At 72.1% G+C, this 17,166-nt stretch carries 15 protein-coding genes; 6 read left to right on the top strand and 9 right to left on the bottom strand.

What is annotated here, in order from left to right:
• Window positions 1-6: 6 nt before the first annotated feature.
• Together POL25_RS03720 and POL25_RS03715 are read right to left on the bottom strand one after the other, a co-directional pair.
• Window positions 7-987 (bottom strand): pyruvate dehydrogenase complex E1 component subunit beta, encoded by a 981-nt coding sequence (locus POL25_RS03720; protein WP_272084428.1) that lies wholly within the window; start codon window positions 985-987, stop codon window positions 7-9.
• A 4-nt stretch (window positions 988-991) separates the two neighbouring features.
• The gene (locus tag POL25_RS03715; RefSeq protein WP_373372081.1) at window positions 992-1,960 is read right to left on the bottom strand and encodes a thiamine pyrophosphate-dependent dehydrogenase E1 component subunit alpha; all 969 of its coding nucleotides are present in this window, start codon (window positions 1,958-1,960) and stop codon (window positions 992-994) included.
• Window positions 1,961-2,330: 370 nt separating this feature from the next.
• Here POL25_RS03715 and bioB point away from each other — a divergent pair, with 370 nt between their 5' ends.
• The 5 genes from bioB to POL25_RS03690 all read left to right on the top strand — a co-directional run bounded on the left by bioB (window position 2,331) and on the right by POL25_RS03690 (window position 9,020).
• On the top strand, window positions 2,331-3,428 hold the full coding sequence (gene bioB, locus POL25_RS03710; protein ID WP_272084426.1) for a biotin synthase BioB: 1,098 nt from the start codon (window positions 2,331-2,333) through the stop codon (window positions 3,426-3,428).
• A gap of 163 nt (window positions 3,429-3,591) precedes the next feature.
• Window positions 3,592-5,046 (top strand): outer membrane beta-barrel protein, encoded by a 1,455-nt coding sequence (locus tag POL25_RS03705; RefSeq protein WP_272084424.1) that lies wholly within the window; start codon window positions 3,592-3,594, stop codon window positions 5,044-5,046.
• A 95-nt stretch (window positions 5,047-5,141) separates the two neighbouring features.
• Window positions 5,142-6,299: an aromatic ring-hydroxylating oxygenase subunit alpha gene (locus POL25_RS03700; protein WP_272084423.1), complete on the top strand. Its 1,158-nt coding sequence runs from the start codon at window positions 5,142-5,144 to the stop codon at window positions 6,297-6,299.
• Window positions 6,300-6,494: 195 nt separating this feature from the next.
• On the top strand, window positions 6,495-7,916 hold the full coding sequence (locus POL25_RS03695) for a ferritin-like domain-containing protein (RefSeq protein ID WP_272084422.1): 1,422 nt from the start codon (window positions 6,495-6,497) through the stop codon (window positions 7,914-7,916).
• 153 nt (window positions 7,917-8,069) lie between these two features.
• Window positions 8,070-9,020, top strand: a complete 951-nt coding sequence (locus POL25_RS03690) for a hypothetical protein (protein ID WP_272084421.1) — start codon at window positions 8,070-8,072, stop codon at window positions 9,018-9,020.
• Between the two features lie 120 nt (window positions 9,021-9,140).
• Here POL25_RS03690 and POL25_RS03685 read toward each other — a convergent pair whose 3' ends face one another.
• Together POL25_RS03685 and POL25_RS03680 are read right to left on the bottom strand one after the other, a co-directional pair.
• Window positions 9,141-10,565: a pectin acetylesterase-family hydrolase gene (locus tag POL25_RS03685; RefSeq protein WP_272084420.1), complete on the bottom strand. Its 1,425-nt coding sequence runs from the start codon at window positions 10,563-10,565 to the stop codon at window positions 9,141-9,143.
• 254 nt (window positions 10,566-10,819) lie between these two features.
• Window positions 10,820-11,488 (bottom strand): glutathione S-transferase N-terminal domain-containing protein, encoded by a 669-nt coding sequence (locus POL25_RS03680; RefSeq protein ID WP_272084419.1) that lies wholly within the window; start codon window positions 11,486-11,488, stop codon window positions 10,820-10,822.
• A 62-nt stretch (window positions 11,489-11,550) separates the two neighbouring features.
• On the opposite strand from POL25_RS03680, the gene POL25_RS03675 reads away from it, so the two are divergent.
• Entirely contained in the window at window positions 11,551-12,477 is a 927-nt protein-coding gene (locus tag POL25_RS03675; protein WP_272084417.1) for a LysR family transcriptional regulator, read from the top strand.
• Between the two features lie 22 nt (window positions 12,478-12,499).
• Here POL25_RS03675 and POL25_RS03670 read toward each other — a convergent pair whose 3' ends face one another.
• From POL25_RS03670 to POL25_RS03650, 5 genes are all read right to left on the bottom strand, one after another.
• Window positions 12,500-12,943: a hypothetical protein gene (locus tag POL25_RS03670; protein WP_272084416.1), complete on the bottom strand. Its 444-nt coding sequence runs from the start codon at window positions 12,941-12,943 to the stop codon at window positions 12,500-12,502.
• Between the two features lie 264 nt (window positions 12,944-13,207).
• Window positions 13,208-14,395, bottom strand: coding sequence for a pyridoxal phosphate-dependent aminotransferase (locus tag POL25_RS03665; RefSeq protein WP_272084414.1), 1,188 nt, complete (start codon window positions 14,393-14,395; stop codon window positions 13,208-13,210).
• A 32-nt stretch (window positions 14,396-14,427) separates the two neighbouring features.
• A complete protein-coding gene (rsmD, locus tag POL25_RS03660) occupies window positions 14,428-15,042 on the bottom strand; it encodes a 16S rRNA (guanine(966)-N(2))-methyltransferase RsmD (RefSeq protein WP_272084413.1) in 615 nt (204 codons plus the stop codon).
• Between the two features lie 83 nt (window positions 15,043-15,125).
• The gene (locus tag POL25_RS03655) at window positions 15,126-16,094 is read right to left on the bottom strand and encodes a peptidase MA family metallohydrolase (protein WP_272084412.1); all 969 of its coding nucleotides are present in this window, start codon (window positions 16,092-16,094) and stop codon (window positions 15,126-15,128) included.
• Window positions 16,091-16,864 (bottom strand): hypothetical protein, encoded by a 774-nt coding sequence (locus POL25_RS03650; RefSeq protein ID WP_272084410.1) that lies wholly within the window; start codon window positions 16,862-16,864, stop codon window positions 16,091-16,093. Before POL25_RS03650 ends, POL25_RS03655 begins: the two co-directional genes overlap by 4 nt.
• Between the last annotated feature and the right edge of the window lie 302 nt (window positions 16,865-17,166).

The raw sequence follows: 17,166 nt of genomic DNA, 5'->3' as shown, positions 1-17,166 counted from the left end.
GTGCGCTCAGCGCTTGTAGGCGACGCGTCGGACGGCCTCGAGGGCGCGCTCCGGCGAGGGGAGGATCAGGTTCTCGAGGTTCTCGGCGTACGGCATCGGCAGGTCCTCGTAGCAGACGCGCAGGACCGGGGCGTCGAGGTCGTCGAACGCGAGCTCCTGGATGCGGGCGATGATGTCGCCGCCGACGCCGCCGTTGGGCCAGCCGTGGTAGACGATGACCGCGCGGTTGGTCTTCTTGACCGACTTGATGATCGCGGCCTCGTCCATCGGCCGCAGCGAGCGCAGGTCGATGACCTCGCACGAGATGTCCTCGGCGGCCGCGAGGTCGGCGGCCTTGAGCGCGACCGGCACGCCCTGGCCCCACGTGATCACGGTGACCGCGTCGCCGGGGCGCTTGATGTCGGCCTGGCCGAACGGGATGAGGTACTCCTCCTCGGGCACCTCGCCCTTGACCGAGTACATCAGCTCGCTCTCGAGGAAGAGCACCGGGTTCTCGTCGCGGATCGCCGTCTTGAGCAGGCCCTTGGCGTCGTAGGGCGTGGCGACCGCGACCACCTTGAGCCCGGGGATGTGGGCGTAGAAGTGCTCGAAGGCCTGGCTATGCGTCGAGCCGAGCATGTGCGCGGCCCCGTTGGGCCCGCGGAACACCATCGGCACGCCGAACTGGCCGTGCGTCATGTGGCGCAGCTTGGCGGCGTTGTTCAAGATCTGGTCGAACGCGACCGCCGAGAAGTTGAAGGTCATGAACTCGATGATCGGCCGCAGGCCGCACATCGCGGCGCCGATGCCGATGCCGGCGAAGCCGGTCTCGGTGATCGGGGTGTCGATCACGCGCTTGGCCCCGAACTGGTCGAGCAGGCCCTCGCTGCACTTGTAAGCGCCGTTGTAGTAGCCGACCTCTTCGCCCATGAGGAAGACGCGCTCGTCGCGCTCCATCTCTTCCTTCATCGCGTCGCGGATCGCCTGGCGGATCTGCAGAATCGGCATGGTCTTACTCCACTCCCGCCGGCCGCGTCGTCGCGCTGTCGCCGTAATAAGGGCCCTCGGCCATCACGTTGTCGAACCGCGCCGCGGGCTGGGGCACGGGGGCCTTGTCGGCGAACTCGTAGGCGGCGTCCATCTCGGCGACGATCGTCTCGTCGTCGGCGTCGAGCTCGGCCTCGGGGACCTTGTGGATCAGCTTGAGCGCCATCAGCGTCCGCTCGAGCGGATCGTTGAGCCGCCAGCGATCGACCTCTTCCTTCTGCCGGTACTTGGCCGGGTCGCTCATGCTGTGGCCGCGGAACCGGTAGGTGATGAGCTCGACGAGCGTCGGCTTGCCGTCCTTGCGCGCGCGCTCGACGGCCTCGCCGAGGCGGCGCCGGGTCTCCTGCACGGAGGTGACGTGGAAGCGGTCGCTGGCGAACCCGTAGCCGGCTGCGCGCGCCGTGATGTCCTCGACCGGCAGGGTGCGCTTGAGCGGGGTGCCCATCGAGTACTGGTTGTTCTCGACCACGAAGACGATCGGCAGCTTCATGATGCCGGCCATCGTCATGCCCTCGTGCACCGGGCCGATGCCGACGGCGCCGTCGCCCATGAAGCAGAGGGTCACGCGGCCGTCGCCGGTGTACTGCGAGGCGAACGCGTGGCCGGCGGCGACCGGGATGTGGTTGCCGACGATCGCGTAGCCGCCCCACAGCCCGCGCGCCTTGTCGAAGAAGTGCATCGACCCGCCGACGCCGCCGACCAGGCCCGCGGCCTTGCCGAACAGCTCGGCGGCGCACGCCTTGGGATCGGAGCCGAGGGCGATGGCGAAGCCGTGGGTGCGGTAGGTCGAGACGACGCGATCGCCGGGCTCCATCACCTGTTGGGTGGCGATGGCGATCGCCTCCTGACCGATGTAGAGGTGGAGGAAGCCGCTGATCTTGCCGCGCGTGTAGGCGCGAGCGGCCGCCTCCTCGAAGCGGCGGATCCGCAGCATCTCGCGGTAGTCTCGCAGGACGTCGTCGCGGCTCTGGCCGTCGTAGTCGGCGCGGAGCTTGGCCTCGTAGGCGGCGTCCACGGCGTTGTCCGTGTCGCCTTGCGGGGCGGGGTCTGGTGCGGCTTCTGATTGATTCATGGGCGAGCCTTCTCGCGGGCGCGGGGAGGTTACCACCGGCGACGGAGCGGTGAAAGCGCGAGATCCGTCGAGCCCGCCGCGCACGCGCGCGGGGACGCGAAGGGCGGTGCACGGCAAACCTCACTCGCGGACCACGGGGGGATGGAGCGCGGGAGATGCGGCGGACGGGCGAGCGCGCACGACAGGCGCACAGCCGGTCCCTGGCGCACGTGCTTGCGGTATACCTCGCCGCATGACGAGCACCGACGGCCGCCCCGCACTCCCCGCTCCGCACGCCATCGCCGAACGGATCCTCGGCGGCGAGTGGGATGCGCTCGACGGGGCGACCCTGGTCCGCTACCTGCGCGGCGAGGGCGAGCTGGGCGATCTGATGGGGGCCGCGGATCGCCTGCGCCGCGCTCGCTTCGGCGACGAGGTCCACCTGTGCTCGATCGTCAACGCCAAGATGGGCGGGTGCCCCGAGGACTGCGGCTTCTGTGCGCAGTCGAAGCACTTCACCACCCACATCAAGGCCGACAAGTTCCTCGATCACGCCGACATGGTCACCGCCAGCCGCAAGGCTCAGGGCCAGGGCGCGACGGCGCTCGGGCTGGTGACGGCCACGCGCGGCTACGCCGACGGCTCCAAGGGCCTCAAGCACATGGTCGAGGGCATCCGCCAGGTCCGCGCCGCCGGCCACACCGAGGCTCACGCGTCGCTCGGGATCGTCAGCAAAGAGGCGCTCCGCGAGCTGCGCGACGCCGGCATGACCGAGTTCAACCACAACCTCGAGTCGGGCCGCAGCTACTACGAGCAGATCGTCACCACCCACACCTACGACGATCGCCTCGCTACGATCCGCGCGGCCAAGGAGCTCGGGCTGCGCACCTGCGTCGGCGGGATCTTCGGCATGGGCGAGCAGCCCGAGCACCGCGCCGAGCTGGCGCTCGAGCTGCGCGGCCTCGACGTCGACGAGGTGCCGATCAACTTCCTCGTCAGCATCGAGGGCACGAACCTCCAGCACGTCGACCCGCTGCCGCCGCGCGAGATGCTGCGCATCATCGCCTGCTTCCGCCTGGCCCTGCCGCGCCCCAACATCTTCATCGCCGCCGGCCGCCAGCACCTGGGGCAGCTGCAGCCGATGATCTTCGCCGCCGGGGCGTCGGGCATGATGATCGGCGACTTCCTGACGACGCCCAATCGCTCGACCCAGGACGACCTCGACATGCTCGAGCAGCTGGGCCTGCACGGCCGCGTGTGCGCCACCGGCGAGGCCCCGCCGCCGCGCCCGGAGATGGCCCCCCGCGTCGAGCGGCGGGGCGGGGCGATGCACTTGCCCGTGCTCGCTTGAACCTGTCCTTCGGGACATGTGAAAGCCGGCGGCGGTTCGCGCGGCGCGCGGACTGACGGCGGGCGATCCGGCGCGCGAAGCCTCGAGAGGCGCGCGCCTGGCCCGGTCGGCGACGAATTGGCGTTCGAGCGAGATCTGGCCGCACAATGCGGCGGCGACCGCCATGAGCCCGACGATCTCCGCCCTCGCCTCGCTCGTCCCGCTCGTGCTCGCCGCACCGGGCGAGCCGACGAGCGGGGCGCTGGCGCTGCCGCCGTGGACGCCGACGCGGGCGATCGAGGTGCCCGAGCCGACGTTCGAGGCGGGGCCCGTCGCGGCGAGCGAGGCGTCAAAGGGTGTCGCGGCGAGCGAGACACCCGTCGTGCCGTCCTCGCGACCCGCGAGGCCGCCCGTGCGCCCGGTGAACCCTGCGACCCTCCCGGCCGAGGAGGACCGCGTCGAGGAGGCGCTGCCGGGCACCGACGCGGCGGCGGTCAACAACCCGGCGCTGGCGGCCGGTGAGCACATGGACCCGCACCTGCCCGGCTTCAAGCCGTGGGAGGTCGGCGGCTTCATCGACGTCAACTACGGCTACAACAGCAACAACCCCGACAACCACGTGTATCGCGGCACCAGCGTGCAGCCGCGGACCGGCGAGTTCACGCTCAACCACGCGGTCGCGTACGTGCGCCGCGACGCCATCCCCGGCAAGTTCTCGCCGCTGTTCGAGTTCGCGGCCCAGGGCGGCCCGGCCGCCGACGCGCTGGTGGCCTACGAGCCGAACCCCGGCGGCGCCAACGGCAAGTTCGCCGGGCCCGAGGTGTGGAAGCACCTGTCGCGCGCCAACATCGGCCTACGCACCCGTCACGGCACCGAGGTGACGGTCGGCCTGCAACTGAGCCCGGTCGGCATCGGCGTCCACTGGAGCCCTTACAACTGGAACTACACGGTCACCTGGCAGCTCAACAGCGTGCCGTACTACCTCTCGGGCCTGAAGCTGGCGCAGACGATCCGCGATCGCCATCAGGTGCAGCTGTGGATCGTCAACGGCTGGCAGCTGCTGGCCGACAACAACAAGGCGCCGAGCGTGATGCTCGGCTACACGTTCACCGCGAGCGAGAAGTTCAACTTCGGCGAGTACGTGTGGATCGGGCCCGAGCAGGCCGATATGCGGGCGCGGGCCTGGCGGCTGTTCTCGGACACGCAGGCGGTCTACAACACCGAGCGCTTCGGCGTCGGCGCGCTGTTCGACGTCGGCGCCGACCCACGCACCGACCTGCCGCTGTCGCCGTGGCAGATGTGGATGAACGGGGCGGTGTTCACCCGCTGGCGCGTGCTCGGCAAGCAGCGCACGTGGGACATGGCGCTGCGGCCCGAGTTCTTCTGGGACCGCGACGGGCGGATGTTCGGCGTGCCGCAGACGCTGGTGTCGGCGGCGTTCACCAACAACGTGCGCGTGTTCAACAACCTGCTCGTGCGCCTCGAGTATCGCTACGACCACTCGACCAGCGCGAACGGGTTCTTCTACCGCGGCCCGGCGATCATGGACGGCGGGCCCGGCCTCGCCCGCGACCAGCACACCGTGTTCTTCGCGATCGCGGGGGTGTTCGCGCACCGCTTCGGCGGCAAGCGAGGTTGACGCCGGCGCGGGACCGATCGCCCGCCGTGACGGTCGCGCCCGCAGTGCGCAGGTCGGTTCGACCGCGGCGAAGACGTCGACTATCCTGAGCTGCGATGGACGCTCCCGCGCGCGTCGCTCCGGTCGATCCCGCCGCGCTGGCGCGGGTGCTGCGGCCGTTCGGCGAGGGCGAGGGCCTGCCGAGCGAGGCGTACGTGTCGCCGGCCGTGCACCGGTGGGAGCTCGGCGCGTTCCTCGACGATTCGTGGGTGTGCGTCGGCCGGGCTCAGGCGCTGGGGCCGATCGGCGCGCAGCGGGCGATCCGCGCCGGGCGCGAGGCCGTGCTGCTGGTGCGCGACGGGGCCGGCGAGCTCCGCGGCTTCTTCAACGTGTGCCGCCACCGCGCCCACGAGCTGGTCCAGATCGGCGAGTGCGTGCACGGCGGGCAGATCCGCTGCCCGTATCACGGCTGGGTCTACGGGCTCGACGGGGCGCTGCGAGGCCAGCGACGCGAGGCCGAGCCGCGCGGGCTGGTGCCGGTGCGCGTGGCGCTGTGGGGCGGGTTCGTGTTCGTCAACCTGTCCGGCACGGCGGAGCCACTCGAGCGATGGCTCGGCGACCTCGACGCCTTGACCGCCGCACACACGCTCGAATCGCTGCAGATGGCCGCGACGCATACGTACGAGCTGGCGGCCAACTGGAAGCTCGTGATCGAGAACTACCACGAGTGCTACCACTGCCCGCAGATCCACCCGCAGCTGTGCCGCGTCAGCCCGCCCGCCAGCGGCCGCAACTTCGCCGGCGCGGGGGCGTGGATCGGCGGGCCGATGCAGCTCATGCCCGGGGTCGAGACGATGTCGTTCGACGGCAAGAGCGGCGGCCTGCCGCTGCCGCGACTGTCCGCCGAGCAGCGACGCAGCGTGTTTTATTACGGGGTCGGCGCCAACCTGCTGATCAGCCTCCACCCCGATTACGTGCTGACGCACCGGCTCGAGGCTCTGGCGCCGGACCGCACCCGCGTCGAGTGTCAGTGGTTGTTCCACCCGGAGGCGATCGCGGCGCCGTCGTTCTCGCCCGCGTATGCGACGGAATTTTGGGACATGACCAATCGCCAGGATTGGTGCGCGGTCGAGAGCGTGCAGCGCGGGGTGTCGTCGCGCGGCTTTCGGCCCGGAGTGTTCGCGCCGCGCGAGCAGGCGGTCCACGAGTTCGTCACCCGCGTGGCCCGCGGCTACCTCGACGGCGGCTGGTCGCAATCGCCGGAGTCGGCGTGAGCCCCGGTCGGGGCCGCGAGTCCCCGCGGCGCGGATCGGTCACCACGACCTGTTCTTTCGCACATGTCCCGCGATAAGCGCGGGCAGCGGCGATGCAGGCCAGCGCCCGCCCGGATCGGCCGAGTTCGCGCCCGCCGCTCGCTCCCGGGGCAGATCGTCCCCCGCGTCTCGCGGAGCCGGCTATCCTGCCGGCACATGCGAGACCGCCTCCATTCCGTGTTCACCGCGTCGATCGTCGCCGCTCTGGCTTCGGCCGCCTGCGAGAAGAATTCGACAATCCCGCCCGAGCCGGCGCCGACCGACAGCAGCACGCCCGCCGAGCCGCCTGCCGAGCCCGCCGAGCCGCCCGCGCCGGCGCAGCCGTCCGGGCCGGCGGTCGCCGAGTTCGCGGGCGACACCTGCGATCCGGCCGCGCTGGTCGCCCGCTTCGGCGAGGCCAAGCTCGCCAAGTCCTATGATTACGTCGAGCTGCGGGTCTCGCAGCTGCAGCCGGACAAGGGCGAGCAATGGAAGGTGCTCAACTCGCAGGTGGTGGCCAGCTTCGGCGCCAGCTGCAAAGATCCGAAGACCGCCAAGGCGTGCACCAAGGCGCTCGCCAAGGCGACCTCGCCCAACTCGTTGTTCCCGCCGGGGGCCGGGCGCATGCCGACCTCGACGTACCTGGTGGCCCAGTCTGGCGCCGACGTCACGACGATCACCACCCGCGCCGAGCTGGTGGCGCTCTTCGGCACCGTCGACGCGCCGGTCGAGGCGATGTTCCTGACCACGCTCGACGGCTACGCGCCGCTGTGCGACGCCAGCAAGGTGCGCGAGGTCGAGGGCGGCTACGAGCTGCTGGCGAAGAAGAACTTCAACGAGTGCCTCAATCAATTCCACGGCCACCTGGTGACGGTGAAGGGCGATGCGGTGACGTCGCAGGCCGAGGTCGACCTTACCAAGCCGGACGACGGCTGCGCGGTCGCGGGCCGCCGCCCCGAGGGCTTCCGCCCGGCGCCGCGCACCCCCGACAGCGCGCTCGTGGCCTACCTCGACGAGATGCACCACCTCGAGGCGGCCAGCGTGCCGGCGTTCGAGCGCCTGGCCTGCGAGCTGGCGCATCACGGCGCCCCGGCGGCGCTGATCGAGCGCGCCGAGGCTGCGGCGCGCGACGAGGTCCGCCACGCGGCCGGGTTCGCGGGCCTGCGCGAGCGGCTGGCGGCGACCGACTGCGGTTCGCCGGCCATCGAGGTGCCGACGGAGGTGCGCTCGCTCGAGGCGCTGGCGCTCGAGAACGCGGTCGAGGGCTGCGTGCGCGAGACGTTCGGCGCGCTGGTGGCCCGCTACCAGGCGTCGGTGGCCGCGGACGAGCCGCTGCGCCGGCTGTTCGCCGCCATCGCCGAGGACGAGCTGGACCACGCGGCGCTGGCGTGGGACGTCGCGACCTGGCTTTACGGTCAGCTCGACGAGGCGGCCCGTGAGCGGGTGCGCGCGGCCGAGGCCGCCGAGCTGGCGCGCATGACGGTCGCACTGGCGACCACCGAGCCCGACGCCGAGGTGTCGCGCCTGTGCGGCGTGCCAGGGCCGGCGATCGCCACGGCGATGTTCGAGCGCTGCAAGGCGTCGCTCTGGGCGGCGTGATGTCGCCTGGATGCCGGGCCTGACGTTCGCGTCAGGCGCCGGCATGAGCGTCCGCGCATTCGTGGCAGCGCGGACGAGGGGCTCCCGGCCGCATGTTGGCGGCCGGGAAGCCCTCGGCTTCGCTCGCGTGAGGCGAGCGGCGCTGCGTCGCTCGTGCTTGTCGCGGCCGGCGAGGTCGTGGCACCGTCGCGCATGGGCATCGCCCACGATCGCTTCTATTTCTTTCCCGCCGCCACACCGGGCGCCATCGCATTGCTGGTCCGCGTGGTCCGGCCGTCGGCGCCGAACGCCGCCGAGCCGGCGGTCGTGTTCGCGGAGAAGCTCGCGGACGCCAAGGCCCGGGCGCTCGCGTGGGCGTGCTCGGGCACAGCCAGGCCGCCGGTCCCGCTCGGTGATTTCGGCCCTTACCTCGACGGGACGAGCCCGACGGACGCGGCGCTGCTGGCGTTTCATGGCCGCGAGCTCGAGCTGTGGTTCACCGCGATGGAGGCGCGCCCCGACGCCTTGGCGATGGGCCCGGGCGGCGACGAGGAGGCGTTCTGGGACTGGCTGGAGGCGTCGCTCGACGACGACGCGTTCGTCGCCGGTCTGCGCCGCCCGGCCACGTCGATGCGGGTCCGTCTCGTCACCGAGGCCGATGCGCGCCTGATCGACACGCCGCTGCTGCTGATCGACGACGTCGATTGGCTGACGGGCGAGGAGTTCGCGCGGCTCGAGGACGGCGGCCTCGCGGCCCTCCTGGCGAAGCCGCCGGCGACCAGCCCGACGGTGACGGAGGCGGAGTTCCGCGCGGTGAAGCTCGGCCTGGTCGAGCGTGCCCTCGCCGACGACTTCAAGCGGGGCGACCGCCGGGCCGCGGCGTTCCGGGTCAAGGAGCTGGGGCGCTTCGATCCGCCGGCGGCGCTGGCGTCGATCGAGCGCATCGCGGGCTCGCTGAAGTGGCGCGACGATCGCAAGAGCATCACGTGGGCGCTGGCCTACGCGCTTCACGGGATGCGCGGCGAGCCGGGCCGGGCCGCGCTGCTGGAGCGCTGGCAGGCCGCCAGCGATGGCCTGCGGAGGGACGTGCTCGCGGAGCTCGACAAGCTCGACCGGTCCCCGTGAGCGCAGGGGTCAGGGACGCGCGCGTTTAGGACATGTTCCAGGAGACATGCGCATCAGGACATGTCCATGGGAGCATGTCCGAAGATGCACATGGAGGTTGTGCCGCGCGTCGCGGGAGGGTCACGGTGCGACGTTGGTCGCGGTGCCGGCGAGGAGGTCGGCGACCCATTCGCGCAGCAGGACGCCGTCGGTCTGGGCCGAGTAGAAGCTCGGCGTCAGCCAGGTGTGCTGGCTTCCGGCCAGATAGAACGCGCCCCACGTGCCGGCCGGATCCTCCATCCAGTCGTCGCGCAGGTCGGCGAGGCCGGCCGTGAAGGTGGCGCCGCTCATCTGGCCGCCGGCGCAGTCGTCGAGGCCGAAGCCGAAGAAGTAGCGGATGGTCTGGTCCTGCAGCGACGAGACGAGGCCGAGGCGCTGGTCGCTATGCTTGGCGGCGAGGTAGGGGATGATGTTGGAGATCCCGCCACCATCCGGCTGGAAGCACTCGGCGCAATCGGCGGGCAAGGTGGCCTCGAAGTTCCAGATGTCGCGCCAGTGCTGCTGCAGGCAGGGGGACATGAACGCGTCGGACATGACGGGGCCGGAGTCGTCGAGGAGGGTGACGGGCCGGTCGGGGAAGGCCTCGACGATGCGGTCGTAGTTGAAGGCGGAGCCGAAGCCGCCGGCGCTCTCGCCGGTGACGAGGACGTGCTCGGCGGTGCCGAGGAAGGTCGGGACGACGCGGTTCAAGTAGTGGGTGACGTTGGTGTAGCCGACGAACTGCTGGGTGCCGGCGATGCCGTCGATCTCGACGTCGGGCTGGGCGCCAGCGTGGACGTCGCCGGTGCAGTAGGGCACGAACACGACGCTCCAGTCGCCGACCGGGTTCTCGGGCGCGTCGTCGTCGAAGATGCCAGCGCCGCCGGCGTTCTGGACGAAGTTGTTGTAGCTCGCCATGCCGAAGCTCTTGGCGTTCTGGTTGCACGTGGCGGCGTTGAAGCAGGCGCCGCCGCTCTGGAAATAGATCATGAGGCCGGGCCCGGAGCCGTAGCGCACGGCGATGCCGGCGCTGCTGCCATCCCTGCACTGCGACTCGGGGAACGGGACCCACTGCCACTCGCCGTCCGGCGCGTCCGGCAACGGCTCGCCGTCCCACGGCGAGGGCTCACCGGTGGTCTCGGTGTCGGTGTCGCCGGTGGTGGTGGTGGTGGTGGTGTCGCCAGTCGTGGTGGTGGTGGTGCCGTCCGTGGTGGTGGTGGTGGTGGTGGTGCCGTCAGTCGTGGTGGTGGTGGTGTCGTCAGTCGTGATGGTGGTAGTGTCGACGCCCTGCGTGGTGGTGTCGTCGGTGGTCGAGGTCGTGGTGCTCGCCTCGGTCGTCGGCTGTTCGGTGGTGGCGACGTCGGTGGTGGCGACGTCGGTGGTGGCAGCGTCGGTGGTGGGCCCGGCGGTGCTCGTGGAGGTCGAGGGGTCGCTCGTCGCCTCGGTCTCGGTGCTCCCGTTGCCGGGGTCCTGGCAGGCGAACAGCGCGAAACAGGTGGTCGAGAGCAGGGAGGCGATGCGAGTCATCGCGCCAATCTAGGCGAACCGCAGCGGGGCTCGCATGCGGGATCGCCGGGGGGCTGCGCTGGTGAAGCTGTCGCTCGTCGTGATCTCGACCGCGGTCGCGGGCACACAGCGGGCGCGACCGATCGCGGCGCGGGCGCGACCTGTCCTTCGGGCCATTTTTGGTCGATCGCGGGCGAGCTCTGGCACGTAGCGAGCGGGCTCGCGTGGGCGAACGAGCGCGGCGGACTCGCCGTGCGCCGACCGCCGGCTGCGCGTCAGTCGGCGCGGGGGCGCAGGGCCGCGGGCAGCGGCTTGCCGTGGCGTGCGAGCTCCTCGGTGTACAGCTTGCGCTCGGCGTGGAACGCGGCGGCGACGCTCGGTCGCGCGTGCAGGCGCCTGGCGTAGGCGGCCAGCGAGGGCCACTGCTTGAGGTCGATCGGGGTCACGAGCGTCCACGCCAGCACGGTGACGAGGTAGGCGTCGGCGACGCTGAAGCGGTCGAGCAAGAACTCGCGCCCTTCGAGGTGACGCGCCACGTAGTCGAGGCGCGAGGTGCCCTTCGCGAGCGCGTAAGCGCGGACGGCCTCAGGCACGTCGGGCGCGAACAGGGGCGCGAACAGGCCCTTGTGCAGCTCGGTGCCGATGAAGCCCAGCCACTGCTGCAGGCGCACCCGCTCGAGGCTGCCGGCGGGCGGCGCCAGCTCGGCGGCCGGCAGGAGGTCGGCGACGTACTGCAGCACGGCGGCGTTCTCGATCACGATCTGGCCGTCGTCGGTGCGCAGCGCGGGGACGAGCCCGAGCGGGTGGATCTCGCGGTAGTCGGCGCCGCCCAGGGTGCGCTTGGTGGGGCCGTCGACCTCGACGTACTCGAACGGCGCGCCGGCCTCGAGCAGGGCGATGCGCGTGGCCAGGGAGCAGGAGAGGGGGAGACCGTAGAGCTGCATGGCGGGCAGGATGACGCACGCGGACGCATGCGTCCAACGCATCCTCGGTATAGAATCGATGCGTGACGCGCATTGCCAGCATTCCCCGCCCGCGGCTCGATCTGCGCGACCTCCAGGTGGTCCTCGCCGTGGCCGCGGCGGGCACGACGGCGGCGGCCGCCGGGGCGCTGCACCTGTCGCAGCCGGCGGTCAGCCGGGCGCTGCTGGCCGCGGAGGCGCGGCTGGGGGCGCGACTGTTCGAGCGCTCGCCGCGGGGGCTGCAGGCGACGGCGGCGGGCGAGCAGGTGGTGCGCGGGGCGACGCAGCTGCTGGCCGAGCTGGTCGAGCTCGAGCGGCAGGTGCGGGCGCCGACGACCCGGCCGACGCGCGTGCGCCTGGTGTGCGAGTGCTACACGGCCTATCACTGGCTGCCGTCGGCGCTGGCGCAGCTGGCCGCGCGTTCGCCCAACCTCGAGTTCGCGCTGGCGGTCGAGCATACGCGCGCGCCGGTCGAGGCGCTGGTGGCCGGGAAGCTCGACGTGGCATTGCTGACGACTGGCGAGGTGCCGCGGGAGATCGGGACGCAGCCGCTGTTCGCCGACGAGATCGTGTTCGTGGTCGCGCCGACGCACCCGCTGGCGCGCAAGCCGACGCTGTCACGCGACGATCTGCGGGAGGCGAGGCTGATCACCAGCGAGACGCCGGAGGCGGAGACGCGGTGGTTCTTGCAGCGGGTGTTCGGCCGCGGCCGCCCGCCCCGCCGCGCGCAGCGGCTGCCGCTCACCGAGGCGATCCTCGACGTCGCCCGCGCAGGCATGGGGGTGGCGGTGCTGTCGGAGTGGATGGCCGGGCCGCACCTCGGGCGCGGCGATCTGGTGGTCAAGCGCCTGGCCTCGGGCCCGCTGCGCCGCCCGTGGCGCATGGCGTGGCGCCGCGAGGCCGAGGAGGCGGCGCGCGGCCTGCTGGCGGCGCTCAAGACTTCGGCGCCGGCGCTGCGGCGTCCGGCGTGACGTCGCGGCGCGGAGCAGCAGGTCAATCCGGCAGGGCGAACGCGAGGATGCCGTCGGCGCCGTCGTCGTGGCAGCGGGTGCACGCGTGCGGGTCGCCCGAGTAGACGACCTCGCCGTCGGTCTCGTACTCGGCGAAGAACCAGGCGTCACCGCGCTTCTGCATGGCGACCACGATGTGCGGGACGCCGGCGGTGAAGCCGTCCTTGACCACGATCGCGCCGTCGGGCCAGGCGGCGAGCGGGCCGCCCGCGAGCGCCTCGACGAACACGTCGTTGATGAAGATCTCGACCTCGTCGCCGTGGACCGTGGCGCTCGGAGTGCGCGCCTCGTAGCCCGGCGGGCGCGCCCAGGCGTGGTAGTCGGCGGACTCCAGCTCGTCCCACAGCGCCTCGGCGCTCTCGGGGTTCTGGTTGCTGCACGCTGCGAGGACGGAGAACCCCGCGAGGACGGAGCGACGGGCTGGCATGGCGCGTCTACGCCGCCGGGCCGGCGACGTTACGGGCGGTGGCGCGAAATGTGATCTGTCCTTAAAGACAGGCGGACACGGGCGCAGCGGATGCAATTCGACGACCTGGCCCGAGGGACAGGCGGTCATGGGTCCAGCGGAGCAGGCCGAGGACCTGACCCCGAGACAGGCAGCAGGCCGACGACCTGGCCCGAAGGACAGGCGTATAGGAGCGCGCAGCGGCGCGGAGCGAAGACCTGCCCCGAGAGACAGGCAGTGCGCCGGTCAGCCGGCGCGCGGCGGCGGAAGATCGGCGAAGGCCTGGCCGAACCGCTCCAGGCCGTCGCGCAGGGTCCGCTCGGCGGCGGCGTACGACACGCGCAGGTGGCCCGGAGCGCCGAACGCGGTGCCCGGCACGGTGGCGACCAGCTTCTGCTCCAAGAGCCATGTCGCAAAGGCAATGTCGTCGGCGAACGCGGTGCCGGGGCCGAGGTGGCGCGAGACGTCGCAGAACAGGTAGAAGGCGCCGTCGGGGGCGACGATGTCGAGGCCGGGCAGGGCCTTGAGGCCGGCGAGCATGAACTCGCGGCGGCGGGTGAAGGCGGCGTGCATCTCCTGCACGGCGGCCTCGCAGCTCGGGTCGGTGATCGCGGCGAGGGCGGCGATCTGCGACACCGTGGCCGCGCCGGAGGTGACGTGGCCTTGCAGGCGCGAGGCCGCGGACACCACCTTGCTCGGGGCCAGCATGAAGCCGATCCGGTAGCCCGTCATCGAGTAGCTCTTGGACACGCCGTCGACGAGGACGATCTGCTCGGTGACGTCGGCGAGGGTCCGGACCGCGCTGACGTGCTCGAAGCCGCCGTACACGAGGCGGCGGTAGATGTCGTCGACGAGCAACCAGCAGCGCGGAGCGACCCGCGCCATGACCTCGCCGAGGGCCCGCAGCAGCGGCGCGGGGTAGCCGGCGCCGGTCGGGTTGGTCGGGTTGCCGAGCACGATGAAGCGCGTCTTCGGGGTCAGCGCCGCCGCGAGCGCCTCGGGCTGCAGGCGCCAGCCGTCGTCGCGGCTGGTGGGCACGATCACCGGCACGCCGTCGCCGAGGCGCACCATGTCGGCGTACGAGACCCAGTACGGCGCGGGGATCACGACCTCGTCGCCGGGCGACAGCGTGATCATGAACAGGTTGGCGAGGCTGTGCTTGGCGCCGCACGACACCAAGATCTCGTTGCGGGCGACGTCGCGGCCGTGGTAGCGCGCGAACTCGGCCGCTGCGGCGTCGCGCAGGGCGGGCAGGCCAGGCACCGGGGCGTAGTGCACCGGGTGCGTACGCAGGTACTCGATGACGGCCGTGGTGACGCCGGCAGGCGGGTGGAAGTCGGGCTCACCGGCGCTGAAGTCGAGGACCTCTTTGCCCTGGGCCTTGAGCTCCTTGGCGCGGGCCGACATCGCCAACGTCGGCGACTCGCTCAGCACCTGGGCTCGTGCATTGGTCTCAAGTTCGCGCCTTAGCACAGCTGTGGGGCCCCCGTGGTCGTCGTCTTAGTATGACGGAGGAACTCGACCGCCGTCTGGCCGTAGTGCCGGGTCGTCTCGACGACCAGCCCCTGCGGCCATGCGGGCGGCCTGCGGCCTCCAGCGCGGTCATATTCGCATACAAGCGCGGCGCTTTCAGCCAGCCAACCACCGGCGACCAGCGCGGGCAGCACCGCCGCGAGCACGACCTCGGTGTCGTCGTACGGCGGGTCGACGAACACGAGGTCGTAAGGACCCGCGAGCTCGGCCGCGCTCGGCGAATGTCGGCGCAAGAACGTCGTCGCGTCGCCTTGCCACAGCCGCGCGCGCTCGTCGAGCGCAAGCTCACGGATCTGAGCCTGCAGGTGGCGCGCGACCGCAGGATTGCGCTCGACGAGGGTGGCCCGCGCGGCGCCGCGAGACAGCGCCTCGAAGGCGAGCGCGCCCGAGCCGGCGAACAGGTCGAGCACCACTGCGTCGCGCAATTCGTGCTGCAGGCGGTCGAAGATCGCCTCACGCACGCGCGCGCCGGTCGGGCGCAAGCCGGGCACAGTCGGCAGCGACTTCAACACCCGCCCGCGCAGGCTCCCTCCGCTGATCCGCTGCACGCCCGGGCATATACCGCACGTCGCGGCGCGCGCCCAGGGCTCATGGATGACCTGTCCTCTGCGACAGGTGCGACAGGTGACGATCAGGCCGCGACCGGCGCACGCAGCGCGGCGTCTTCGGCCTCGAGGCGGGCCCAGCCCTCACGCACGTGGCGGCGGCGGCGGATCGCGGCGACGAACACCAGCGGGAACGCGAGCGCCATCGGCAGGCCGTCGCCGCTGACGATCGGGAACCACATGAAGCGACCGGTGAGGCCGCCGCGCCAGTCGGTGTCGAGCTCGGCGAGCGAGCGACCGAAGCCGCTCTGGAACGCGGCCTCGAAGCCCTTGCCCTGCTTGATCTGCGCCAGCGCCTGCCGCATGTCGGAGCCGTTCTCGTCGTGCCAGCGGAGGAAGTTGACGAAGTCTCGCGCGGCCGCGTAGCTGACCGTGGCCGTGATCGCGTCGGTGCTGCGGAAGTTCTGCTCGAGCTGCTCGAGGCGCGGCACGCCGGCGCCGAAGATCGCCCCGGCCAGCGTCTGGCTGCGCATCAGATCGATCTCTTCGCCGAAGCTCTCGGCCACGCCCTCGTGGAACCACCGCGGCAGCGGCTCGCCGCCGGTGGCCCGGAACAGCGCGACGTGGGCCATCTCGTGGCGCAGCAGGCCGTCGAGGTCGGTCAGCGAGCCGTCGGGGGCGTGGGCCGCGATCGCGATCTCGCCGGTCGGCGGGTGGGCGACGCCGGCGGCCCACTGCGGCATGCCGGTGCCTTCGGCGATGCGGCCCGAGTGGGCGACGAAGTGGATCGTCAAGGCGTCCTCGAGATCGCCGGCCAGCGCGTGCTCGATCTCCGACCAGGCTCGCGGGATCTCGCGGGCCACCGCCAGCGCCTCGTCCTGCAGGCGCGGGTCGTAGCGCAGCGTCACGCGGCCGACGTGCACCTGCGACGTCGCGCTCGCCAGCGACCACCCGACCGGGCGGCTCACGTCGGCGCGGGCGGCCTGCGGCGCCACGAACAGGAACAACAACGCCGCGAGAAAGAGGCCGAGCGCCGCGCGCCAGGGACGGGTCATGGACTGACTGTGAGCACGACGATCTCACGGCGCAAGCTGGCCGCGACCACGAGACCGATCGCCAGGCCGACGGCCAGGATCGCCCCGCCGGCGATGAGACCCGTCCTCACCTTCGGACCCAACCGGGTCCGCCGCCGCTCCTTCGCCCCGTCGCGGACCAGCGCCTCGTGCTCGCCCCACAGCGTCGCCACCAGCTCCGGGTGATTGGCGGCGTCGGCCCCGCGCACGCCCAGGGCGCGGTCGAGCCGGCAGTCGTGCGGCAGCAGCACCGGGTCGGGGCGATCGGCGAGGTACTCGACGAGGATCACCAGATCGTCGCGGCGCTCGCGGCACACGAGCTTGCCTTCGCCGACCCCGGCGCGCAGCCGGCGGACCGTGGTCCTGGGGGCCGCGGACGACCGCACGGCGCGCTCCAGCGCGTCGACCAGGGCGACCTCGGGCTTCGTCCCCGGCGCTGTCGGGCCGAGCCCGACCGCCACGGTGATCGCGTCTTCGGGCTCGCCGAGCCCGGCCCCGGGGGCCAGCGACGGCGGCGGCGGCGGAGCTGGCCCTTCGACCCTGGCCTCGGGGACCTGTGCTTCGGGACCTGTGCTCGGAGACATGTCCGAAGAGACAGGTTGATCCGGCACCGGCACCGCGCTCAGGGGCCTGTCCTTCGCGCCAGGCTGCGCGTCGGGCCGCTCCGGCACCGGGACCTCGACCGGGGCTTCGACGGGCCGCAGGTCGGCCGCGCGCGCCGGCGCCGGCAGGGCGAGGAGGCCTGCCAACACGAGCGCGCCGCATCGCCGGGCTTTCCGCATGCGCGCCGGTTCTTGCGCGTCCGCGGCCGCGTGTCAACGGCGGCGAAGTCATGGCGACCGCGGGAATCGGGCGGCAGCGGCGGTGGTTCGTGTCGCGGCCGCGGGTCGCGTGCGCCGCTCGAGGGCGGAGCTCGGTCGTCGCGGGGCCGAAGCAAGGGGACGCGCGAGCGGCCGCGCTGGCACATTCATGGCGATGTTGCAGCGCGGCGAGCTGTCGCGCCGTCGTGGCCACGCAGGACGTCTCGTGCTCGCGGTGCCGCGAGCACGACGCG

Source organism: Nannocystis bainbridge (genome assembly GCF_028368995.1).
GTDB classification, from domain to species: domain Bacteria; phylum Myxococcota_A; class Polyangia; order Nannocystales; family Nannocystaceae; genus Nannocystis; species Nannocystis bainbridge.
Note: the sequence above shows the minus strand (reverse complement) of the source record. Positions and strands in the feature narration are given on the sequence as shown.